This is a genomic window from Rahnella sp. BIGb0236, from assembly GCF_004364755.1.
GTDB lineage: Bacteria > Pseudomonadota > Gammaproteobacteria > Enterobacterales > Enterobacteriaceae > Rahnella > Rahnella victoriana.
In genome coordinates this window covers 116944-140803 of the sequence record NZ_SOAO01000014.1, presented here as the reverse complement: position 1 = coordinate 140803, position 23860 = coordinate 116944, and the positions used below count along the sequence as shown (strand labels likewise).

Annotated in this window: 20 protein-coding genes; 8 read left to right on the top strand and 12 right to left on the bottom strand. The window is 56.4% G+C overall.

Annotated elements, in window-relative coordinates:
- The 8 genes from EDF78_RS21880 (at nucleotide 1) to EDF78_RS21845 (ending at nucleotide 8984) form a co-directional block, all read left to right on the top strand.
- Nucleotides 1-876, top strand: coding sequence for an ABC transporter permease (locus EDF78_RS21880; protein ID WP_095922168.1), 876 nt, complete (start codon nucleotides 1-3; stop codon nucleotides 874-876).
- Between the two features lie 29 nt (nucleotides 877-905).
- Nucleotides 906-2513 (top strand): gamma-glutamyltransferase family protein, encoded by a 1608-nt coding sequence (locus tag EDF78_RS21875; RefSeq protein ID WP_133823892.1) that lies wholly within the window; start codon nucleotides 906-908, stop codon nucleotides 2511-2513.
- 692 nt (nucleotides 2514-3205) lie between these two features.
- Nucleotides 3206-4120, top strand: coding sequence for a dihydrodipicolinate synthase family protein (locus EDF78_RS21870; RefSeq protein ID WP_133823891.1), 915 nt, complete (start codon nucleotides 3206-3208; stop codon nucleotides 4118-4120).
- 132 nt (nucleotides 4121-4252) lie between these two features.
- Complete coding sequence (gene fhuF / locus EDF78_RS21865; protein ID WP_133823890.1) at nucleotides 4253-5017, top strand: siderophore-iron reductase FhuF; 765 nt, start codon at nucleotides 4253-4255, stop codon at nucleotides 5015-5017.
- A gap of 105 nt (nucleotides 5018-5122) precedes the next feature.
- Nucleotides 5123-5461, top strand: coding sequence for a hypothetical protein (locus EDF78_RS21860; protein ID WP_095922172.1), 339 nt, complete (start codon nucleotides 5123-5125; stop codon nucleotides 5459-5461).
- Nucleotides 5462-5653: 192 nt separating this feature from the next.
- Nucleotides 5654-6973: an MFS transporter gene (locus EDF78_RS21855; RefSeq protein ID WP_095925149.1), complete on the top strand. Its 1320-nt coding sequence runs from the start codon at nucleotides 5654-5656 to the stop codon at nucleotides 6971-6973.
- A gap of 3 nt (nucleotides 6974-6976) precedes the next feature.
- A complete protein-coding gene (locus EDF78_RS21850; protein WP_119824937.1) occupies nucleotides 6977-7831 on the top strand; it encodes a MurR/RpiR family transcriptional regulator in 855 nt (284 codons plus the stop codon).
- Nucleotides 7832-7895: 64 nt separating this feature from the next.
- Nucleotides 7896-8984 (top strand): iron-containing alcohol dehydrogenase family protein, encoded by a 1089-nt coding sequence (locus EDF78_RS21845; protein ID WP_133823889.1) that lies wholly within the window; start codon nucleotides 7896-7898, stop codon nucleotides 8982-8984.
- Between the two features lie 235 nt (nucleotides 8985-9219).
- Here EDF78_RS21845 and EDF78_RS21840 read toward each other — a convergent pair whose 3' ends face one another.
- The 12 genes from EDF78_RS21840 to EDF78_RS21785 all read right to left on the bottom strand — a co-directional run bounded on the left by EDF78_RS21840 (nucleotide 9220) and on the right by EDF78_RS21785 (nucleotide 23849).
- The gene (locus EDF78_RS21840; RefSeq protein ID WP_119824941.1) at nucleotides 9220-10110 is read right to left on the bottom strand and encodes a LysR family transcriptional regulator; all 891 of its coding nucleotides are present in this window, start codon (nucleotides 10108-10110) and stop codon (nucleotides 9220-9222) included.
- A 7-nt stretch (nucleotides 10111-10117) separates the two neighbouring features.
- Nucleotides 10118-10939, bottom strand: a complete 822-nt coding sequence (locus EDF78_RS21835; protein WP_095922176.1) for a M55 family metallopeptidase — start codon at nucleotides 10937-10939, stop codon at nucleotides 10118-10120.
- The gene (locus tag EDF78_RS21830) at nucleotides 10939-12018 is read right to left on the bottom strand and encodes a P1 family peptidase (RefSeq protein WP_133823888.1); all 1080 of its coding nucleotides are present in this window, start codon (nucleotides 12016-12018) and stop codon (nucleotides 10939-10941) included. The genes EDF78_RS21835 and EDF78_RS21830 overlap by 1 nt, the downstream gene beginning before the upstream one ends.
- A gap of 34 nt (nucleotides 12019-12052) precedes the next feature.
- Nucleotides 12053-12964, bottom strand: coding sequence for an ABC transporter permease subunit (locus EDF78_RS21825; protein ID WP_095922178.1), 912 nt, complete (start codon nucleotides 12962-12964; stop codon nucleotides 12053-12055).
- 9 nt (nucleotides 12965-12973) lie between these two features.
- Nucleotides 12974-13894, bottom strand: coding sequence for an ABC transporter permease subunit (locus EDF78_RS21820; RefSeq protein WP_119824949.1), 921 nt, complete (start codon nucleotides 13892-13894; stop codon nucleotides 12974-12976).
- 316 nt (nucleotides 13895-14210) lie between these two features.
- Entirely contained in the window at nucleotides 14211-15755 is a 1545-nt protein-coding gene (locus EDF78_RS21815) for a glutathione ABC transporter substrate-binding protein (RefSeq protein ID WP_133823887.1), read from the bottom strand.
- Between the two features lie 36 nt (nucleotides 15756-15791).
- Nucleotides 15792-17660: an ABC transporter ATP-binding protein gene (locus EDF78_RS21810; protein WP_119824953.1), complete on the bottom strand. Its 1869-nt coding sequence runs from the start codon at nucleotides 17658-17660 to the stop codon at nucleotides 15792-15794.
- Between the two features lie 30 nt (nucleotides 17661-17690).
- Entirely contained in the window at nucleotides 17691-18656 is a 966-nt protein-coding gene (gene dgcA, locus EDF78_RS21805; protein WP_133823886.1) for an N-acetyl-D-Glu racemase DgcA, read from the bottom strand.
- On the bottom strand, nucleotides 18656-19666 hold the full coding sequence (dgcN, locus tag EDF78_RS21800) for an N-acetyltransferase DgcN (protein WP_095922183.1): 1011 nt from the start codon (nucleotides 19664-19666) through the stop codon (nucleotides 18656-18658). The genes dgcA and dgcN overlap by 1 nt, the downstream gene beginning before the upstream one ends.
- Before the next feature lie 273 nt (nucleotides 19667-19939).
- Nucleotides 19940-21019, bottom strand: coding sequence for a porin (locus EDF78_RS21795; protein WP_119824959.1), 1080 nt, complete (start codon nucleotides 21017-21019; stop codon nucleotides 19940-19942).
- Between the two features lie 706 nt (nucleotides 21020-21725).
- Complete coding sequence (locus EDF78_RS21790; RefSeq protein WP_131694478.1) at nucleotides 21726-23438, bottom strand: ABC transporter ATP-binding protein; 1713 nt, start codon at nucleotides 23436-23438, stop codon at nucleotides 21726-21728.
- Nucleotides 23439-23543: 105 nt separating this feature from the next.
- A complete protein-coding gene (locus EDF78_RS21785) occupies nucleotides 23544-23849 on the bottom strand; it encodes a hypothetical protein (protein ID WP_119824961.1) in 306 nt (101 codons plus the stop codon).
- Nucleotides 23850-23860 lie beyond the last annotated feature (11 nt).

Here is a 23860-nt window from a genome sequence, read left to right as displayed (position 1 = left end):
ATGAGCGTATCTGTGATTTCCGTGACAACGTCACTCCCCGCCCGCGAGCCGAACCGCGTGCTGCGAAAATTCCTGCGCAACAAAAGCGCGGTGATTGGTGCGGTGCTGGTCGTCACCTTTGCCTTACTGGCGTTGCTCGCGCCGTGGATTTCGCCTTTTGATCCGATCAAAGCCGATTTCATGGCGGTACGAAAAGCGCCCTCCGCCCTGCACTGGCTGGGTACCGATGAACTGGGTCGTGACATTTTATCGCGCCTGTTCTGGGGCGCTCGTACGTCGCTGATGGCCGGTTGTGTGTCAGTGATTATCGCGATTGTGATTGGTGTGCCGCTCGGTCTTATCGCCGGTTTCTGGCAGGGCTGGCTGGACAGCGTGATTTCCCGCGTGGTTGAGGCGCTGCTGTCGTGTCCGTTTCTGGTGCTGGCGATCGCGCTGGGCGCGTTTCTCGGGCCAAGCCTTGGCAATGCGATGATTGCCATCGGGCTTTCCGCGATGCCGATTTTCGCCCGGCTGACGCGCGCGCAGGTGATGAGTATCCGCAACGAGGAATATATCGAAGGGGCGCGGGCCATCGGCTTGCCCGACCGCTGGATCCTCTGGCGCTACGTGCTGCCGAATGTGCTGTCGCCGATTCTGGTGCAGGCGACGCTGGCGATTGCCTCGGCGATCATCACCGAAGCCAGCCTGTCGTTTCTCGGTCTCGGCCAGCAACCGCCGGATGCCTCCTGGGGTGCGATGCTCAATACCGCGCGCAGCTTCCTCGAGCAGTCGCCGTGGATGTCGATTTTCCCCGGTCTGGCAATTTTCCTCACCGTACAGGGTTTCAATTTGCTGGGTGACGGGCTGCGTGATGCGCTCGACCCGCGTTCTGAATAAACCGTTTGCTGCTTTTTAAGGAAGAATACATGTCTGAGAATTACGATTTTAACGTGGCGTATCCGACCCTGCGTCCGACCATGATGGGGGCCAATGCGGTCTGTGCCTCGCAGCCGCTGGCCGCGCAGGCGGGGATGAAAATGCTGATGCTGGGCGGCAACGCCGCCGATGCTGCTATCGCCACAGCCATTGCGCTGACCGTGCTCGAACCGAGCGGCAACGGCGCAGGCAGCGATGCGTTCGCGATTATCTGGGACGGCAAAAAAGCCCACGGCCTCAACGCCTCTGGCCGCTCACCGGGGGCGTGGACGCCGGAATATTTCGCCGCCAAAGGTCTGGACGCGGTACCGACCTACGGCTGGGATGCGGTCACGGTGCCGGGTGCCGTCTCCGGCTGGGTGGCGCTGGCAAAACGCTTCGGCACCCTGCCGCTGACCACGCTGGCGCAACCGGCCATCGATTATGCCCGCAACGGTTTTCCGGTCTCGCCGCTGATTGGCCGTCTGTGGGAAATCGCAGTCAAAAAACTGCATAACCAGCCGGGCTTTATGGAGTGTTTCGCACCTGAAGGCCGTGCGCCGAAAATCGGTGAAATCTTCCTTAATCCGGCACTGGCGGATTCGTTAGAGCTGATCGCTAAAACTGAAGGCGAAGCGTTTTATCGCGGTGAACTGGCCGAAAAAATGGTGGCGCACAGTCAGGCCCACGGCGGCGCGCTTACGCTGGACGACCTGGCGAATCACAAAGCCGACTGGGTTGAAACCATGCAGCAGTCTTTTGCGGGCGGCTCGGTTCACGAACTGCCGCCGAACGGTCAGGGTATCGCCACGTTGATCGCACTGGGCATTCTCGACAAATTGGATATCGGCAGCCAGCCGGTGGACTCGGTCGAAACCACGCATCTGTGCATTGAAGCGATGAAACTGGCGCTGGCGGATCTCGATCAGCACGTCACCGACAGCGAGCACATGTTCTTCGATCCGCAACTGTTCCTCAATGACGAGTATCTGGCGGAACGGGCAAAACTGATTAACCGCAGCCAGGCCAGCGACGTGACGTACGGCGCTCCGCGTCCCGGCGGCACCGTGTATCTGACGGCGGCTGATTCCAGCGGCATGATGGTGTCTTTCATTCAGTCGAACTACATGGGCTTCGGTTCCGGCGTCGTGGTGCCGGGCACCGGTCTCAGCATGCAAAACCGTGGCTGTGGATTTACCCTCGACCCGACGCACGCCAACTGTGTCGCGCCGAACAAACGCACGCTGCACACCATTATTCCGGCCTTTGCGCAGGACGCGGCGGGCAAACCGCTGATGTCATTCGGCCTGATGGGCGGCCCGATGCAGGCGCAGGGACATCTGCAACTGGCGCTGCGCGTGATGCTGTATAAGCAAAATCCGCAGGCGGCTATTGATGCCCCACGCTGGCGGATCAACGGCGGCCGTCAGGTGGCGATCGAATCCACCTTCAACCACAACACGCTGGCGGCACTGCGCGCCATGGGCCATGAACTGATCGTCGAAGACCCGCTCAGCGGCCATTCGTTTGGCGGCGCGCAGGTGATTGTTACCAATCCCGCAGGCGGTTATCTGGCAGGCACCGAATCCCGTAAAGACGGACAGGCACTGGTGATGTAGTTTTGGTTTCACTCTGCATCGCGAGCGGGTTTTGCCCTGCTCCTCCCCCTGCGAAGGGGAGGCCGGGAGGGGGTCTTAAGGGCTAACTCACTGTTTTAACAAACCTTAGCACCGGTTTTTGACCTTAATACCCCACCCCAGCCCTCCCCTTCGCAGGGGAGGGAATTGACCGTGTTTCAATCTGCACCGCAAGCGGGTTTTGCCCTGCTCCTCCCCCTGCGAAGGGGGAGGTCGGGAGGGGGTTTTAAGGGCTAACACCTTGTTTAAACAGACCTTAGCACCGGTTTTTGACCTTAATACCCCACCCCAGCCCTCCCCTTCGCAGGGGAGGGAGTTGACCGTGTTTCACTCAGCACCGCGAGCGGTTTTTGCCCTGTTCCTCCCCCTGCGAAGGGGGAGGACGGGAGGGGGTTTTAAGGGCTAACACCTTGTTTAAACAAACCTTAACATCCGTTTTTGACCTTAATACCCCACCCCAACCCTCCCCTTCGCAGGGGAGGGAGTTGACTGTGTTTCACCGCCTACCCAGGTGAAATTTGCCCTGTGGGGAGGGAGTTACCGCCATCTTTGTGACTTCCCTTCCAAATATTCGCTAAATCTATGTAATTCGATCCCATCGCTATAAATATTTGAAACAGCGTTCTATAAATGGAGTGTTGAGTTTTGTGCACTTTCATATGGAGAACGAATGTATGACCCGTCCACTGTTTCATGGCGTGATCCCCCCTGTCGCAACGATCCTGAATGAAAATGAGCAACTTGACCGTCAGGGGATGGCGCGTCTGATTGATTTTACGATTGAAGGCGGCGTGAACGGCCTGTTTTTCCTCGGCAGCGCGGGGGAGTTTGCGCATATGTCTCAGGCACTGCGTCATGAAGTGGCTGAGTTTTGCACGAAACACGTTGCCGGACGTGTGCCGGTATTGATTGGCGCGGCGCATCCGGGCACGGCTGAAACGCTGGCTTTTGCGCAACATGCGAAAAGCGTCGGTGCCGACGGCGTGGTGGTGGTGAACCCGTATTACAACCCGATAACTGAAGAAGCGTTATATCTGCATTACCGCACGATTGCTGAAGGCGCCGGTTTGCCGGTGATCATGTACAACTATCCGGGGCTGACCGGCCAGCCGTTGCCCGTCAGTCTGATCAAACGTCTGGCACTGGAATGCCCGAACATTGTCGGCCTGAAAGACACCGTTGACAGCCTGAACCATATCCGCGAAATGATACAGGCCGTGAAACCGGAGCGCCCGGATTTCGCCGTGTTCTCCGGGTACGATGAATATCTGTTCGGTACGCTGATCCTTGGTGGCGATGGCGCGATCCCCGCCAGCGCCAACTTCGCCCCGCAACTGACCTGCGGAATTTACCGCGCATTTAAAGAGAAAGATTTCGCCACCGCCGTCGGACTGCAACAACGTCTGTCATTCCTGCCTCCGCTCTACACGCTGGATACGCCGATCTACAACGTCATCAAATACGCCATTTCACAAGTCATCAGCGATATGCCGGTGTATTCACTGAAACCGGCGCTGCCGCTGAGCAATGACAAACAAAAGATTGTGCGTGAGATTTTGAAACAAGCGGGCGTCAGTGTCGTCGGCTAACGCTTCCTCTGCGCCTCCCCTTCACTGCGGGAGGCAAAAACCCTCAATCTAAATCGAAATCATTACTATTCCGCTTTAATATTCGTTACTCTATTCGCATGATTTATCGAGCCGAATGACTTTCATAACGTAATGATGCAAACACTCCTCGACAGTTTCCGCGAAACGCCGGTCAGCTGGGTTGCAGATACTTTCAAACCGATGTCACCGCTGGTGACCAATGCGGTGCCGATGTCACTGCTGATGACCGCCGAAGGCTGCGCCAGCGTGCTTAAACGCTATCTGGATGCCAATGCGGCCGATGCCGCAGTGTGCGATAAACGACGCGCGCGTATTTCGATGTGGTCACAATGGTATTTCGCCACCCTGCTGCCAAGCTGGGTGATTGTGTCCCTGCGCCATGGCTGGCAACTGCCTATCGCCGCTGAAAACGTCTATCTGTGCATGCAGGAAGAAGGTCTGCCTGCGCAAATTTATCTGGACGGCGAAGGCGAAGCGCTGATCTCCGCAGAACCAATGGCGCGCTTTGATGTGATGATCGAACGCCACTTACGCCCTGTCTGCGAAGCACTGGCTGAATTTTCCGGTCTGAAACCGGGCATTTACTGGAGCAACGCGGCGATCCGCGTCGGCTGGGGTGTGAAGCAGGCCGAACTGGTCCATGCGGACATCTCGGATGGCATGCAACTGATGGAATCACGCGAGCTGCGCTATGGCGGCAAAAATCCGTTATTCCAGCCGATGCGCGCCGAAGACCCTTCCGACCCCGACAGCCCGCAATACCGTAAGCAGTGCTGCCTGCGCTACGATCTGGAGGATCACGCCATGTGCCCTTCCTGTCCGTTATTGCTAGCAGAACGCAAATCCGGCAAAAGGCGCAAAACCGTCGCCGAATAAATCAAACACTTACAAAACCTGACTAAGCTTAGCGTAAAAAAAGATTGGATCTTAGCCGCGGATAATTATAAGAATTGGGTTATATAGACCAACGAGGTATTTATCATGACTATGAAAACACCGAAGAGCTGGCCCTCCGCTCTTAACTCGCTGGCCTCAGAGGTGATGGTTTCTCTGGCGCAACCCGTTAACCGCGTATGGAACACGTTAACCGGCAAGCAACAGCCGCTCAGAGCAAGGATTGTTCATCGTTATGCCATTCCGTCCAGCCGGACGATCAGCGTAACGGAAGGTTTCTTTGGGTTCATTCCGGTGGAATCCTATGAAAACGAACGTTTTATTCTGGAAGTCGCGTACGCAGACAAGCAGTATCAGGTCGAAGTCCCGCGGGCGTACTACCAGAAAAGCAATATCGGCGACGGGATCGACATCCACACGCTGTAACGACACCGCTTATCAACAAGCTGCACCTTTCGGGGCGCAGCTTTTTTTATGCCAAAAAACCTGCCTGACCCCACACTTCCCGCTTTAATTTTGTTCAATACATGAAAATTATTGACATAATAACCTCAGAAATTTAGAAAAATATTTACATCCTATTCTTATAACAATGTTCCTTTTCTGAAGAGGTTAATGATGACCCGCACCGGACAGATTTCCCCTGCCACCGCCAGCCAGTCACGCCGCGCGCTCGTCGCCGGTTCGGTGGGTAACTTTATCGAATGGTATGAATTCGGCGTTTACGGTTATCTGGCGACGCTGATCGCCGGTAACTTTTTCACTCTGGAAGGCCAGACCGGGATGACCGGTTTACTGCTCACTTACGCGTCCTTCGCGCTGGCGTTTTTCTGCCGCCCGGTTGGCGCGATCATTTTTGGCCGCATCGGTGACCGCATTGGCCGCAAGCCGACGCTGATTGCCGTCGTCCTGCTGATGACGCTGGCCACGGCGATCATTGGTTTGCTGCCGACCTACGCCCAGATTGGCGTGGCGGCGCCGCTGTTGCTGACGCTGATGCGCATGTTCCAGGGGTTATTTGCGGGCGGTGAATTCGGCGGTGCGGTGTCGCTGATGACCGAATTTGCGCCGAAAGGCAAACGCGGTATTTATGGCGCGTGGCAGTCGTTCACCGTGTCGCTGGGATTGCTGACCGGCGTGGCGCTGGTCGCCATCCTGGTGCAATGGTTACCGGAAGCGCAAATGAAAGACTGGGGATGGCGCATTCCGTTCCTGCTGGCGCTGCCGATGGGGCTGGTGGCGTTGTATCTGCGTCTGAAACTCGATGAAACACCGACCTTTGTTGCCAGTAAAAAAGCCGGACCGAAAGCACAGAAAACTGCTGCAGAAAAAGCCTCTGCGGTCGCCACCGCCAAAGCCATCGCGCTGGGGATTGGCCGCATGATGGGCTGGTCTGCGGGCGGTTATACCTTCCTGGTCGTCATGCCGTCTTATCTGCAAACCTCCCTGCACGCCACCTTTTTACAGGCGCTGGTGGCGACGGTACTGGCGAATGTCGGCTTTGCGCTGGCGATTCTGCCTTCCGGCTGGTTGAGCGATAAAATTGGCCGTAAGAAAGTGATGATGATCGCCGTTTTCGCGGTGATCGTGCTGAGTTTCCCGCTGCTGCATCTGCTGCAAAACCCGGAAAGCAGCCTGCTGGCGAAGGGCATTGCGGTGCTGATTGCCGGGGCGACGATCGGCATGATTGCCGGTCCCGGTCCGGCGATGCTGGCGGAAATGTTCCCGACCCGCGTGCGTTATACCGGGCTGGGGTTATCTTATTCCTTGTCGAATGCGGTGTTTTCCGGCTGTGCGGGTCTGATCATCACCGGCCTGATTAAAGAGACCGGCAATCTGGATATTCCGGCGTATTACGTGGTCGCCACCTGCGTGGTCAGCCTGTTTGCGTTGATGAGCCTGCGCAAAGACGACCACCTGCGTGATCTGGACGAATAAGCGATGAAGGACATCAACTTACAGTCGCGTCTCGATGCCTTACAGGGCAGTTTTTCACCGGCGGAAAAGCGCATCATCGCCATCATCCTGCGCGATCCGCCGGAGGTCGCAAAAATGGGCGTGACGGAACTGGCGAAATACGCCGAAACCAGCACTGCCACGGTGGTGCGCACCAGTAAACGGCTGGGTTTCAGCGGCTATCCGGCGTTGCGGCTGGCCTTAGCTGCTGAATCCTCCCGCCCTATGCCCGCCGACATGCCGCTGGCGGCCGATATTGGCGACCATGATTCGCCCAAACAGATCCTGCAAAAGTTGCTGGAATTCGAGGTCAAAGGCGCCACCGAAACCACGCAGTTACTCAGCGCCGCGACGCTGGAGCAGGCGGTGCGTTTTCTTTCACAGGCGCAGCGGATTGATATTTATGGCGCCGGTGCCTCGTCGCTGGTGGCGCAGGATTTCTGCCAGAAACTGCGGCGCATCGGCGTTGACGCCAGAACCTACGGCAGCACAGATGAAAGTCTGGTCAGTGCCTGTCAGCTTGCCGCGGGTGATGTCGCGCTGGCGATTTCCCATTCGGGCCAGACCACAGATGTCATCGACGCGCTTGTCCTGGCAAAAGCCGCAGGCGCAACCACGCTGGCGATCACCGCCAATGGCCGTGCTCCCCTCGCCCGCAAAGCCGATGTCGTGTTGCGAACCAGCAACCGCGAGATGGGTTTTCGCGCCGCCGCGATGGCGAGCCGCACCAGCCAGTTGCTGCTGATCGACTGCCTGTTCATCGGTATCGCCCAGCGTCTGCCCGGTGCACGCGACGCCTTACGCAAAACCCACGACGCAGTGCATCAGCGCCGCCGCTGATATTCTGTCGTTCCCCTGCGCGCCTTCTATACTTCTTAAAACACTCCGGTTTATGAGGGCATGCATGTTCACCCATCGTTTGGTATTTCCTGCCAGCGTCCTGCGCGGGCGCGGCGCCATTAAACATCTGGGCGCGATGTGCGGACGTTTAGGCCAGCGGGCAATGTTAGTGGGCGGCAAACGCGCCATTGCCAGCGTCGAGGCGAAAGTCGCCGATCAGCTTGAGCAGCAAATGGTCAGCTATCTCGGCAGCGAAATTTTTGGCGGCGAGTGTTGTCAGGAAGAGATCAACCGGCTGGCCGATGTGTTCCGCACACAGGGCGTAGAAGTGATTATCGCCACCGGCGGCGGCAAGGCGCTGGATACCGCCAAAGCCGCGGGCGTGACGTGCAATATTCCGGTGGTGACATTGCCGAGCATTGCGGGCACCTGTTCAGCGGTGACCTCACTGGCGTTTCGCTATCATCAGGACGGTGAATTCCGCGACATGATGCCGTTATCCTGTGGCCCGGCGGCGTCGGTCATCGACGCGGATTTACTGGCCACCGCCCCGCTGCAATGGCTCTCGGCGGGCATCGGCGATACGCTGGCAAAATGGTACGAATACCGCGCCATCAGCGATCTCAGTCAGCTGACTGGTCTGGCAGGTGTCGCCAGAACCAACAGTGAACTCTGCTACACGCTCATCGAGCATTTTGCCGCTGACGCCTGTTTTGCGGTGCAGGACGGCAAAGCCAACAACGCGCTCGAACAGGTGCTCGACGCCATTTTCCTCTACGCCGGACTGACCTCCATCATGAGTAACGGCGCGCACACCGGCGCTTCCCATGCATTATACGAAGGTTTCACCGCCTGCCCGAAAACCCGCCACGTCGCCCACGGTTTGCTGGTCGGTTACGGCAACCTGTGCCTGCTGGCACTGGAAAAACGCAGTGACGAAGAACTGCTGACCGCCATCGCGCTGGCCCGCGCCAGTGCCGTCCCGACACAGCTCGCGCATATCGCACCGGGTCTGACAGAGCAGGATCTGGCCGTGATTATCGACCGCAGCCTGAGCACGCCGGATATGGCGAACATGCCGTGGGAAGTGGAGTTTGCGGAAATTCGGGCCGCCATAGAGAAAGTGGAAAGGCTGGGGGCGAAAATTAATTAGATTTTGGCATGCCCGTAACGACAGGGCTAAAGCGGCCATGACTCTGCTCCTCCCCCTGCGAAGGGGGAGGCAGACCGGAACACGCATTGGTTTTGCCCTTTGCTCCTCCCCCTGCGAAGGGGGAGGTTGGGAGGGGGTTTTAAGGGCTAACACCAGAGTAAAGCTAACATCAACTCTTTGATTTTCCTTTAATACCCTACCCCAACCCTCCCCTTCGCAGGGGAGGGAGTAAGGCTCAGACGCCCTGAATTCTGAGATCCCACAGCTTACTCCGGATCAGTTGTTTCAGCCGGTTCGAAGCCTGCGAGGCCGGCTGGTCCCGCCTGCTCAGCAGAATCACCTCAAACGGCAGCGGTTCCACCACCGGCACAATCTTCAGCTGATCGACATACCGCCGGGCGGTAAAGGTATCGACCACACCGACACCGCCGCCTGCCAGCACCATGTCGGCGATCACCGAGTAGGTTTTGATGAACAGCGCCGAATGCGGCATCAGTCCGTTTTCGCGCAGGACGCGGTTGAGCACCTGACCCAGCGGATCCTGTTGCTGCAACATCAGCAGATCGTTTTCACATAACCACGCCAGTGAGACCGGCCCTTCGACGGCTGAATCTTTTGGTAACAGCGCCACCATGTTGCCCTGATAAATCGACTCGGCCACCAGCTCCTGCGTGGCCTGCTCGCCAAATGCCAGCGCGAAATCCATTTTGTATTGCAGCAGATCCTGACTCAGGGTGTTGAAATGTCCGGTCACCAGTTCGACACTGCCGCCGGGCGTCTGGCGGCGAAAATCCACCAGCACCGGCGCCATCACGCTGTGACCGAGAGCATGTGCCGAGCCGATGCGCACGTGCTGGCCTTCGCCCTGGCGTAACTGTTCCGCCAGTTCGCCGATGGCCTGAATATGACTGAACAGCGCCTCGACTTCCGGCATTAACCGCCGACCTTCCGGCGTCACGATTAATCCCTGCGGCGTGCGGTCAAACAACGTGAAGCCCAGTTGCTGCTCGGCGTGATTCAGCACGCGGCTGACATTCGGCTGCGACACGTTGAGCAGGCGCGCCGCGCCGCTGACGCTGCCTGCCTGTAAGACCGCCTGAAACACTTCGATGTGGCGTAAGCGCATTGCGGCCCTATTTCTGCGTGGTCGCTAAGTACGAGAAGGCACTTAACAGGCTGATAATCCCGGCGACCGTCGGGCTGTGATAACCCACAGTGACGGCATCGAGACGCTCCACACCGGGGATCAGGCAGAATAAATCCGCCAGCACCGGTCTGGCGGTCATCAGCTCAAGATGATAAGGCGCGCTGAATCTTGCGGCGGTCAGCGGTGCGGGTTTGCTGACGGCAATCGTCGCCTGTTTGCGGATTTTGGCGCAGGCAATGGACGGGCTGTCGGATTCGGCCGCATTGGCGGAAATCGCCCGTTTGACGCAGACATATTGCGATTCAGGATAATAACGGCGGATCCAGGTTTCGAGGTGATCGTCGCCGGTCACCAGCCACAACGGCACATTGAGTTCCGCACCGGCGGCGGCGTATAAGTCGCTTTCGCCGACCACGTTGCCGTTGAGTTTGACGCGGTAAAAGGCACGGCCATTGATGGTGTGCGCCAGTACGCCGTTTTCGCCCGCCGCCGTGTGATAGCCGACGAACATCAGTCCGTCGTATTGCTGTTGTTGCAACCCTTCGACCATCGACAATCCGCGCGGTTTACCCTGCACCAGACGGGCACGCGGGTCGATTTTATCGGCGCGCAGGTTTTGCATCATCGCGTGGCTGTCCGCCACAGTCACTTCCATCGCGCCACCGGCAAAAGCGCCGTCGATGGCGGCGTTAACTTCGCCTTCCATCAGGGCACGCGCGGCCTCGTAATCGGCGTTGCCCGGACTGCATTGTTCCGGGCGCATCACGCCTGCGATGCCTTCAATATCCGCAGAGATAAACACTTTCATCAGTCGTTCCCTTTTTGGTTTGCCAGAGCGTCCAGAATTTCACTCAACCCCAGCCGGTAATGTCCGTCGAATCCGCAGACAGTTTCTGCACTCAGTAAGGCATCAATAATAGCCTGTTCTGTGGCATCTGCCGCCAGCGCCAGCAGGGGCTCCAGTTCGGCATCGGCCAGCGTGACACCGTCACGTTGCGTCGAGAACGCCAGCGCGATATCCCCTGAACCGTGCCCCCAGTAACTGCCCAGCCGTCCTAACCCGGCACCGGCGCGTTTGGCGATACGTCCGAGCTGACGGCTGTCGAGATAACGGTCGCAGGCCATGACAATAATGACTGAACCGGCATCCACCTGCGGGGCGAGTTGCGGCAGTATTGCGCCGATGGCCTCGCCTGCCCGCACGCCGTCGAGCGTCAGTTCTGAGAGTTTGCCAAAATTGGCCAGCACCAGGATGCCTAGTGTCGCGTTGAGGGTTTCGCACCAGCGCGAGGCGGTGCCGATGCCGCCTTTTAAACCGAAGCAACTCATGCCGCGTCCTGCCCCCACGCTGCCACGGGCGAAGGTTTTTGTCGCGCCGTCGAGTGCGGTCAGCGCGTCGTCTTCACTGACCGCCATCGCCTGAATATCGTTTAAATAGAAATCGTTGCACTCGAGGATCACCGGATTGATGGTGGAATCCGGGCGGCCAATCTGCGGAAACTGCTGGCAACTGCGTTTCACCAGCGCATTGAACAAGGTGCCGGTGGCAAAAGTATTGCTGAGCAGCACCGGCGTTTGCAGTTCCCCCAGTTCCGTCACCTGGATCAGCCCCATCGGTTTGGCGAAACCGTTAAGCACCGCCACACCGCATGGCAGCGGTTTTTCATAAAGATTGTCGCCGGGCGGCACAATGGCGGTGACGCCGGTCTGCACATCCCCCGCCGACAGCGTGCTGTGACCGACGGTCACTCCGGCGACGTCGGTGATGCTATTGGTCGCGCCGCAGGGAAATCGCGGGCGGAAAATCTGACGCGAGGTGCGCCAGCGTTGCAGCAAGGCAGACAGCGCCTGCTGCTGAAATTCATCGTTATGTTCTTGCGGGTGCATCTGTATTCCATTTCAGTCGGTTAAAGCAGTGAAATTACTTTTTCAGTTTAGGATCCAGCGTGTCACGCAGCGCGTCGCCGAGCAGATTAAATGCCAGAACCGTGAGGAATATCGCCAGCCCCGGGAACACGCTGACGTTCCATTTACCCGCCATCATCATATTGCGGCTCATCGCCAGAATATTGCCCCACTCCGGCACGTCCGGCTCCGGCCCCAGACCGATAAAACTCAGGCTGGCGGCGGTCAGAATGCTGGTGCCGATGCGCATGGTGAAATAGACGATCACGTTCGACAGCGTGCCCGGCAGGATGTGGCGCAAAATCACCACCCGGTCCGGTGCGCCAACGCAACGCACCGCTTCGACGTAAGCACTTTGTTTAATCGATAACGTGGCGGCGCGCACGATGCGGGCAAATACCGGTACGCTGAATACCGCGACCGCGATGATCACGTTGTTCAGCCCCGGCCCGAGGATCGCGACCACCGCGATCGCCAGCAACATGCCGGGAAAGGCAAACAGCACGTCGGAGCCGCGCATGATCAGCATATCGAGCCAGCGACCGTAATACCCTGCCAGCAAGCCGAGTAACACACCAGCGATCATCCCCAGCGTCACCGAGAAAATGCCGACGTACAGGGAGATCCGCGCGCCATAAATGATACGGCTCAGGACATCACGCCCCAAGTCGTCCGTGCCAAACCAGTGCTCCGGCGTGGGTCCGACGCCGAGCGCCATCCAGTCCGGCGTCATCGGGTCGAAAGGGGCCAGCCACGGCGCGAATATCGCCACAAGCACCAGCAGCAGAATAAACCCGCCTGACACCAGCGCCATCGGATGACGGATAAAGGTATGAAAAAAGTCGTACCACGGCGAACGGATATCATCGTTTTGCGAGGCTACCGCAGCCGGTGTGGTTTCTTCCAGCACAGAGACGGGATCGGTCATGAGCAGCTCCTAACGCAGACGGATAGCCGGATTGACCACCGCGTAAAGCAGGTCAACCAGCAGGTTTATCAGAATAAATTCAAACACAAACAGCATCACCAGCGCCTGGATCACCGGCTGATCCTGCGTCTTGATGGATTCGATCAGCAACCAGCCCAGCCCCGGCCAGCTGAACACGCTTTCGACGATAATCGAACCGCCGAGCAGAAAGCCAAACTGCAAGCCAAGCATGGTGATAATCGGGATCAGCGCATTGCGCATGATGTGCTTCCACGTCACCCGCCGCGCACGTAATCCTTTGGCGTTGGCGGTGCGCACATAATCTTCCTGCGCCACATCGAGAAACGCCGAACGGGTGAAGCGCGCCATCACCGCCGCCACTGACGAACCGAGGGTGATCGCCGGTAAGATAATGTCGGCGGGCGAGTTAAAGCCGCTGACGGCGAAGATCCCGAACGGCATGGCGACAAACTGGATCAGCAGCAATCCGAGCCAGAACGGCGGCATGGAAATTCCGCCGACCGCCATACTCATCAGTGTCCAGTCCTGCCATTTCCCGCGTTTGAGCGCCGACACCACGCCAATCACCAGACCGAGCACCACCGACCACGCGAAGCCCGCCAGCGCCAGCAGCAACGTGGGCATAAAACCGCTTTCAATCACACTTAACACCGGCTGACGCGTGCGGTACGTCGTGCCAAGATCGCCATGCACCATGCCATCCAGCCAGTGCCAGTACTGCGCAGGCAGCGGATCGTTCAGGCCAAGCAGTTGCCGTGCTGACTCAACCGCCTCAATCGGCGCATCCTGACCGGCGTAAATACGCGCAGGGTCACCCGGCAGCAGCTTGATAAAGCCGAAAACCAGTAACGACACCACCAGTAAAACGGGGATCATTTCCAGTATCCGGCGGATAAAATAGGTCAGCATAAAAGGGTTTCCCTGAACCTGAATATTGATGGTGGTGTGCTCCTCCCCCTGCGAAGGGAGAAGCAGACCGGAACATGCATTGGTTTTGCCCTTTGCTCCTCCCCCTGCGAAGGGGGAAGCAGACCGGAACATACATTGGTTTTGCCCTTTGCTCCTCCCCCTGCGAAGGGGGAGGTTGGGAGGGGGTTTTAAAGGCTAACACCCTGTTTAAACAAACCTTAACATCAGTTTTTGACCTTAATACCCCACCCCAACCCTCCCCTTCGCAGGGGAGGGAGCCGACCAAAATCTGCTTACGCGCCGGGAGCCAAAAAAATTACTTAAACTGTGCCTGGTTAAAGATCAGCGAGCCGTCGGCCAGCATGTAGACGCCGGAAAGATCTTTGCTTTTCCCCACCAGATTATCCGGCACGCCGAGATAGGCCACCGGGGCATCGGCCCACAGCAGTTTCTGCGCATCGGCATACGCCGCTTTACGTTTTTCGACGTCAGCCGTTTGCAGACCGGCGGTGATCGCCGCATCCACCTGTTTGTTGCTGTAATAAGAGACGTTATACGCCGACGGGATCCAGGATTCGGTGGCGAACAGCGGACGCAGCGCCCAGTCCGCGTCACCGGTCGACGCCGACCATGCGCCGTAATACATTTCCACTTTCGCATCCGCCGGTTTCGGCGTGCTCCACAGACGCTGGTTGAGCGAACCGGAATCCATCGGCACCAGTTTCACGCGCACGCCAATCAGGGAGAGTTGTTGTTTCAGGAACTGCGCACTGCGGATACGGTCGGTCTTGTTTGAGCTCCACATTTCCACGTCAAAGCCCTTCTCGTATCCGGCTTCTTTCATCAGTGCTTTGGCTTTGGTGATGTTGTAGCTGTAATCCGGCGTGGTTTGTTTCTGATAGAACTGAACGTTTTTCGGCAGCGGCGACGTTGACGGCGATCCCAGCCCCGCGAAACCGACTTTCAGCCACAGATTGCGGTCGATGGCGTAGTTGATCGCCTGACGGACGCGCACATCAGAGAACTCTTTTTTCTGCGTATTGAAAGCGATGTAATACAGATAGATGCCCGGATCCTGCGCGATATCCAGCTTCGGATCGCTTTTCACGGTATCCACCAGATCGGACGGCAACGGATAGACCGCATCCACGCCGCCGGATTTCAGTTTCGCCACCTGCGTGGAATCTTCCGGCGTCGGGTAAAGCGTCACTGAATCGACTTTCGGCCAGCCTTTCTGCCAGTAGTGGTCATATTTCACCAGTTTGACGTCTTTACCCTGCTGCCATTCGACAAATTTGAACGGACCGGTGCCGACCGGATGCACGCTCAGATCCTGTTCGTTCGGGTATTGTTTTAACGACGCCGGGCTGTGCATGACCGCTGACGGGTGCGCCAGGGTGTTGATCATCGCGCCGAACGGTTTGTTGAGCGTGATTTTCACCTGATACGGGCTGATCACATCCACGGATTTAATCATGCTGAACAGGGAGTTGCGTTTCAGGTGATTAGCCGGATTCGCCAGACGATCAAGGTTAACTTTTACCGCGTCAGCATTGAACGGCGTGCCATCCTGGAAGGTCACATCGTGGCGCAGATTGATGGTGAATTCGGTGGCATCGCTGTTACTGGTGTAATCCGTCGCCAGCACCGGCACGACGGCCATTTTGCTGTCGAACTGGAACAGGCGTTCAAAAATGCCGCTCTGGATGGAATAACTCAGGGTATCGGTGGTGTCGTGCGGGTCGAAACCGGTCACGTCGGCATACATGGAAATACGCAAATCTTTGGCCTGAGCCGAGGCCGCGAAGCAAAGCGCCAGTCCGGCGGCAAGCAGGCTCTTACGCAGTAAGGTCGAATGCATGGTGTTCTCCTGTGTGTCCCAAAAAAGAAAGGTGAGTTATCCCTGTGCGACCCAGTGATGTTCACTGACGCGGGAATATTTGAGTTTTTCTATCTGTACACCCGCCGGATGCACCGGCGATTTCACTTCCACATCATCAAAATTGCGTAACGCACGCTGCGTCGGATCCGCCACCGGCACCGAACTGAGCAGACGCCGGGTGTAGGCATGTTGCGGATTACTGAAGACGGCGTCGCGCGGACCAATTTCCACAATCTGCCCGCTGTACATCACCGCCACACGGTTGGCGATACGCTCCACCACCGCCATGTCATGCGAGATAAACAGCCACGCCACGCCGGTATCGCGCTGGAGATCCATCATCAGATTGACCACCTGCGCCTGAATCGACACATCGAGCGCCGACACCGCTTCGTCGGCAATAATTACCTGCGGCTGCAACGCCATTGCGCGCGCGATGGCAATACGCTGACGCTGGCCGCCGGAAAATTCGTGCGGATAACGCCGCGCATGGGAGGGTTCCAGCCCGACACTTTTCAGCAGCTGATTCACCACCGGCGTGGCATCGGCCAGCGATTTTTTCAGGCCGTGCAGTAATAACGGTTCGGCAATGGAAAATCCGACGGTGAGACGCGGATTGAGCGAGGCATACGGATCCTGAAACACCATCTGGATCTGACGGCGCACCGCCTGAAACGGCGTGTCGCGCATCAGGGTAATTTCCCGGCCTTCGAGATGAATGCTTTCGGACTGGCTGCCCACCAGCCGCAGGATGGCGCGCCCGGTGGTGGATTTCCCGCAACCGCTCTCGCCCACCAGCGCCAGCGTTTCGCCCGGCCAGATGGAGAAGTCGATCTGTTCCACGGCGTGCACTTCTTTGGTCACACGCGACAATACGCCGGAGCGGATCGGGTAGCAGACGCGGAGTCCGCGTACATCCAGTAACGGTGGCGCATCGTAATTCGCGGTTTTCTGATCGTCCTCTGCCGGAGGAATGTGAGGGAGATCACCTGCAACCGATTGCTTTTCGGATGAAACAGATTGAGCGGTTTTGGCGGCTAACAGCGGGAAACGGCGCGGCCATTTCAGCCCCTGCATATCGCCGAGTTTCGGCACGGCGGCCAGCAGCGCGCGGGTATAAGGATGCTGCGCGTTGGCAAAAATTTCCGTCACGCTGCCCTGCTCCACCACTTTGCCCTGATACATCACCACCACGCGGTCGGCAATTTCCGCCACCACGCCCATGTCGTGCGTGATAAACAGTACCGACATATCGGTGCCCCGTTGCAGATCACGCAGAATTTGCAGAATGCGCGCCTGCACCGTGACATCCAGCGCCGTCGTGGGTTCGTCGGCAATCAGCAACGCCGGATCGCAGGCCAGCGCCTGCGCGATCATCACACGCTGACGCATGCCGCCGGAAAGTTCGTGCGGATAACATTTGAGGATGCGGTCAACGTCAGGAATGCGCACCTGTTTCAGCAGTTCGCGGGCTTTGTTCAGCGCGGTGGCTTTGTTCGCCATGCCGTGATCGAGCAGCCCTTCCGTCAGCTGATCGCCAACCCGCAAGACCGGATTGAGCGAGGTCATCGGCTCCTGAAAAATCATCGACATTTCCTGACCGCGCAGTTTGCGCCGCGATTCAGCCGACAGCGAGGTCAGCGCATGACGCATGCCGTTACGGCCAAAAAACTCGATGCTGCCGGCGTCAATGTGTGCCGAATCCGGCAACAGCCCCATGACGCTCAGTGAGGTGACGGATTTACCGGAGCCGCTTTCGCCGACCACCGCCACCACCTCACCTTTATGAATAGAGAAGGAAACGCCTTTCAGCGCCTGCGTTTTGCCTTGCCGACCGGAAAATGTCACCGACAAATCGTTAATCTGCAAAATGGGCACTGTCATCAATAAACGCCTCCTTTATAGGTTGAATGGTTAAAGCCAGACTTCACCGTGCTCATAACGCAATGCCGGTTCGGCGTCCTGTGCCAGCCAGATCGGGCCATCGAGATCGACACGTTCCGCCTGCACCGCCACCGGTAACGCCGCTTCCATCGCAATGGAAGAACCGAGCATGCAGCCGACCATAATGCGCAGGCCAAGCTGACGAGCCACGTCAGTCATCGCCAGTGCTTCGGTCAGGCCACCGCATTTATCGAGCTTGATGTTGATCATCTCGTAGCGGTCGCGCAGCCCGTCGATATCCGCCCGTTCGTGGCAGCTTTCGTCGGCGCAGACAGGAATGGGATGCAAACAACGCACCAGATCGTGGTCATTACCGGCAGGAAGTGGCTGTTCAATCATCGCCACGTTGAATTCATGCAGTGCCTGAAACAGACTGCCGAGATCCAAACCCAGCCAGGATTCGTTCGCATCCACCACCAGCGTGGCGTGCGGGGCAGCGGCGCGGATAGCGGCCACTTTCTCGATAATCTGCTCGCGGTTGAGTTTGATTTTCAGCAACTGCGCGCCACCGGCGACGGCCACTTCTGCCGCCTTCGCCATGTTTTCCAGTGAATCCAGACTCAGGGTTTCTGCGGTAATGACTGACGCAGGCTTCGGCATATCAAGCAGTTGCCACAAGGTCTTGCCCTGTTTTGCCGCATCCAGACGCCACATTGCACAATCCAGGGCATTGCGTGCGGAACCGATCGGCAATGCCTGTTGCAACGCCTCGCGGCTCAGGCCCTGTTCAACCTGCGGGCGGATAAGGTCGAGTTGCTCGCACACACTTTGCGGCGATTCCTGATAATGCGCGGTCGGCGTGCACTCCCCGACGGCGGAAAATTCACCGTCGGTCAGGAAAACACGCACGACCGTGACCGCGGTACGGGTACCGCGTGAAATCGCAAACGGCCGGGCCAGCGGCAATTCAACGGACTCAAACGTCATCTGCATCATCAGCCGTTATCCCTGATCCATTGCGCGATGTTTTTGATGCCGAAACGAACCGGGTCGGTGGCCGGTACGCCGAATTCTTCGCTGATTTTTGCCAGCGCGACTTTGGCTTCTTCTTCACTGACGGCGGAAGTATTGAGTGAGAAACCGGCCAGCCGCACGTCCGGGCTGGTCAGGCTGGCGGCCGCCAGATTGGTGTCGAGGCACTGGCGCAGGGTCGGCATAAACTGATGCGGCAGATGGCGCATATGCGGGCGGCCAAGTTCATGACACATCACCAGCAGGTGCGCCTGCGCGCCGTGGATCAGCCCCATGCTGACACCGGCAAAAGACGGGTGATACAGCGAGCCCTGACCTTCGATGATGTCCCAGTGATCGTCATCATTGGCCGGAGACAAGGCTTCGACGGCACCGGAGATAAAGTCGGCAATCACCGCATCGATGGCAATACCGGCACCGGCCACCAGCACGCCGGTCTGTCCGGTCGCGCGGAAATCAGCGTTCAGATCCAGTTCGCGCATCGCGGCTTCCAGCGCCAGCGAGGTGTACATTTTGCCGACCGAACAGTCAGTACCCACGGTGAGAATGCGTTTACCGCTGCGCTTTTCGCCGGTACCGGTATCCAGTTCCGGCTGCATGTGGCGTACATCAAACAACTGCACGTTGTGTTCTGCGGCCAGAGCGACCAGTTCAGGAATGTCGTTCAGCCCCTGATGCAGACCGTTCGCCACGTTCAGCCCGGCAGTGATCGCCGTTTTGATGGAGTCAATCCAGTGTGCCGGTAATTTGCCACCGGAGTTGGCAGTGCCAAGCACCATGGTTTTCGCGCCCTGCGCTTTGGCGGTGGCGATATCCATATCCGGCAGGCCGAGGGAAACAGAATCCGTCGCCAGACGGATTTGCCCGACGCAGGCTTCAGGACGCCAGACGTGAATACCGCGCGCCGTTTTAGCCGCCAGCGGATCCATCACATCACCCAGGAAGAGAAGATACGGCTTTGGAATTTGCTGCATGTCAGTTTCTCCGGAATATTTTTTAGGTGTGGTTTTAATAAGGCTGCAGAGAATATTCCACGGGAGAAACCGGCTGACGAATACTTGTTTGGCGCTGGGGTATAACTTCAGGCTATAGGTTTAGCTATATGAATTTATTGTGGTTATTTGACTGGCAGGAAATGAGGGCAACAGGCAGGATCCGCAGGCATAAAAAAAGGCAGAGCCAATGAACTCTGCCTTTGCGATTACCTTTTTCAGACACAGAATGGGGTAATAATGTAATCCACTAACTTAGAAGCGGTAAGTCAGTGCAACAGCAACGATGTCGTCTGAGTTCACACCCAGTTTGTTGTTGTCATCGATCAGGTTGATCATATAGTCAACGTAGGCGTACATGTTTTTGTTGAAGTAGTAAGTTGCGCCAACATCAACGTATTTGACCAGATCTTCGTCACCGACGGTTTCAACATCTTTCGCTTTGGACTGCACGTAAGCCAGGGATGGACGCAGGCCGTTTTCGAACTGGTACTGAGCCACAAACTCATAACCCTGAGATTTGTTAGCGAAGCCAGCGGTTGAACCCACAGTGATTGGCATTGAGTTACGTGTTTCGTTATACATTGCTGCCAGATAAACCTGGTTAGCGTCGTATTTCAGACCCGTTGCCCATGCAGATGCTTTGTCGCCTTTACCGTAAGTGCCGCTGGTTTGTGCGTCCGTACGGTCAGAAGAAGACCCTGCGATAACGGCACCGATACCGGAACCTGCGATATCAGAATAATCGATGGATGCGCCGTAGCCGTCGCCGTTTGCTTTGCTGGCTGAACGACCGTCGTTTTCGTTTTTACCCTGATATTGCAGGGCAATGTTCAGGCCAGTGACCAGACCGAAGAAGTCCTGGTTACGGTAAGTTGCCAGACCATTTGAACGGCCAACCATGAAGTTGTCAGAGTTGCCGGTATCGCCACCGAACTCTGGCAGCATATCGGTGTAGCCGATTGCATCGTATACCACACCGTAGTTACGGCCGTAGTCGATAGACCCGAAGTCTTTAATTTTCAGACCCGCAAAGCCCAGACGGGTTTTGTTGCCCAGGTCGCCCTGAGATTCTGCGTGGTTAGCCTGAATGTTGTATTCCCACTGGCCATAACCGGTCAGTGTGTCATTAATTTGAGTTTCACCTTTAAAGCCCAGACGCGCATAGGTTTTGTCGCCTTCTGAACTTGAATCATCAGTGAAATAATGCTTAGCGGTTACGCGACCGTACAGGTCCAGTTTATTACCGTCTTTATTATAAATTTCGGCTGCATTTGCGGTAGATCCCACTGCAATTAAAGAGACCGCTAAGGCCAACACACTGCGCTTCATCATTATTTAAGTTTCCTTGATTTTTTTATAAAGGAGTTCTCATGCCCGCTTTTAGATATCGGGCTGTGAGTATTTGTACATGTTTTAAAATACGTCTGTCTGTAAAACGATTTGAACCTTAACACTGAGCACGAAAAGTTAAAATGGAAAAGTTCGCTTCAATAAGTCTTTTTCACGTAAAGAGATGTAACATAATGTTTCTATCATAAGGCGCTAAGCCCCTGATTATATGCGGTTTTCGCATAACGTTTTGCACAATCATGGTGCATCGCCTCTTTTTGGTGCAAAACGTCTTTCATTTTGTAAAGGAGTTGCAGGCCAGATCACCTTTATCAAAAGGTTTTTTTCTGTTAACAATCGTTAATGAATTAAGGAGAGAAAAAGAAGGGTTGCATTTAAATAGTGCATAGCAGGGTAATGATTTCGCGGGAAAGTTCATTATCTCATTAATAGAAAATGCAGCCATAAGATTTTTGTACTACGCCATTTTTTCCTATTTCGGACTTTTGTTAAAAGCATCGAACAAAATAAACACAAATTGAATGAAATAATAATGACGCCCGTGATTGGTTTGAACAAAACCGGTTATTTAAATATGACCGCTTTGCGTTATTTTTATTCAAAGCGGGCTTTGCGGATTTTATGAGAAGACATTTGCACATGTCCTCTCTGTGTAAAGAGAGGACAAAATGAGGTGATTAAAAGAAGGTTAGCGGAACTGCGCGGCGTGAAGTTGTGCGTAACGCCCCTGAAGGGCCAGCAGGGAATCGTGAGTGCCCTGCTCAACAATGCCTTCTTTGTCGACCACGATAATGCGGTCAGCGTTCTGAATCGTCGCCAGACGATGGGCAATCACCAGCGTGGTACGCCCTTCCGAAAGCTCGGCCAGCGATTGCTGGATCGCCTGCTCGGTGGCGGTATCCAGTGCGGAAGTCGCTTCATCGAGGATCAGGATCGGCGGATTTTTCAGGAAAATGCGCGCAATGGACAGACGCTGTTTCTGCCCGCCGGAGAGTTTCACGCCCCGCTCACCAATCACCGTGTCCATCCCCAGCGGCAGTGCGTCGATCACCTCATCGAGTCGCGCACGGCTGGCGGCCAGACGGATGTCTTCTTCGCTGGCGTCCAGTTTACCGTAGGCAATGTTTTCGCGAATGGTGCCGCCAAACAGGAAGACATCCTGCTGCACGATGCCAATGTTATGGCGCAGCGAAGTTTGCGTCATGTCGCGGATATCAATGCCATCGATGGTAATGCTGCCGCTGTCCAGTTCGTAAAAACGTGGCAGCAGCGAGCACAATGTGGTTTTGCCCGCGCCGGAAGGCCCGACAAACGCCAGCGTTTCACCGGCATTGATGGTCAGCGAGATGCCGTTGAGGATTTTGCTGGCAGGCGTATAACCGAACACCACGTTGTCGTAACGGATATCGCCACGTAAATGGCTGACCACCTGCGCGCCAGGCCGGTCAACGATATCCGGCGCGGTGTCGATCAGTTGGGTAAAGCGTTTAAACCCGGCAATTCCTTTCGGATAGCTTTCCAGCACCGAACTGATTTTCGCCACCGGACGGAAGAACACTTCCACCAGCAGCAGGAATCCGACGAATCCGCCGTAGGTCAGCTGGTCATTAATCACGTACCAGGTACCGGCGACCATCACGATCAGCTGAACCAGACGGGTACTCAGGTAGCTGAGCGTCAGGCTGGCGGTCATGATCTGATAGGCTTTCAGCTTGGTGGTACGGTAGTTGTCGTTATCCGAGGCAAACAGTTTTTGCTCATGTTCTTCGTTGGCAAAGGCTTTCACCACACGAATACCGCCGATGCTTTCTTCTATACGTGCGTTGAAATTCCCCACCTGCCCGAACAGACGCCGCCAGGTTTCGGTCATCTGCGCCCCGTAACGGCTCACCATCCAGGTCATCGCCGGGACAATAATGATGGTCATCAGCGCCAGTTGCACATGTACCGTCGCCATCAGGATAAACGCGCCGATAAAGGTCATCACCGCGATAAACACATCTTCCGGCCCGTGATGCGCCACCTCGCCCACTTCTTCCAGATCTTTGGTGACGTGGGTAATGATGTGACCGGTTTTCGTATTGTCGTAATAACGGAAAGACAGTTTCTGTAAATGGCTGAATGCCTGACGACGCATATCCGTTTCAATGCCGACGCCCAGCGCATGTCCCCAGTAGTTGACGATAGCCATCAGCGCGGTATTGAACAGGTAGATCAGCAACAGACCGACCGTCGCCCCGATGATCAGCACCCAGTCATGGGCAGGCAAAAGTGTGTCGATGAAGGTTTTGATGGCCATCGGAAAGCCCAGTTCCAGCAACCCGGCCAGAATGGCGCACCCGAAATCAAGAAAGAACAGCTTTTTATAAGGCACGTAATAAGAGAAGAAACGGCGGAGCATCATGCATCCTCATAGAAACGGCCCGGAGGCGGGCAAGTCCGTCAGTCTAAATGAAAATGGTTATCGATAAAGATAATTTTAGACCCGCCCGCCTGAAGATCGTTTTTACAGGACGTTGCGCACGCCGCTCAAAATCACGTCAAAGACCGCATTCAGCGCCTGCCAGGCTATCTCTGCGCTGATCGTTTCATAGGTGGTCAGCACCGCCACGAAAGTGGATTTTTGCGTCGCCAGCAAAGATTCATATTCCCCCGAACGGAAACTGCCTTTGCCCTTTTCAATCTCCCATGTCAGCTGAAGTAAGGCTTCAATCTGCGGAACGGCACTGCTTGCCACCGTATTCCAGTTTGCGCCCAGAGAAACTTTTGCCGCATGGATTGCGCGGTCTCTTAAATCAAAAATATCACTCATCCTGTTCACCT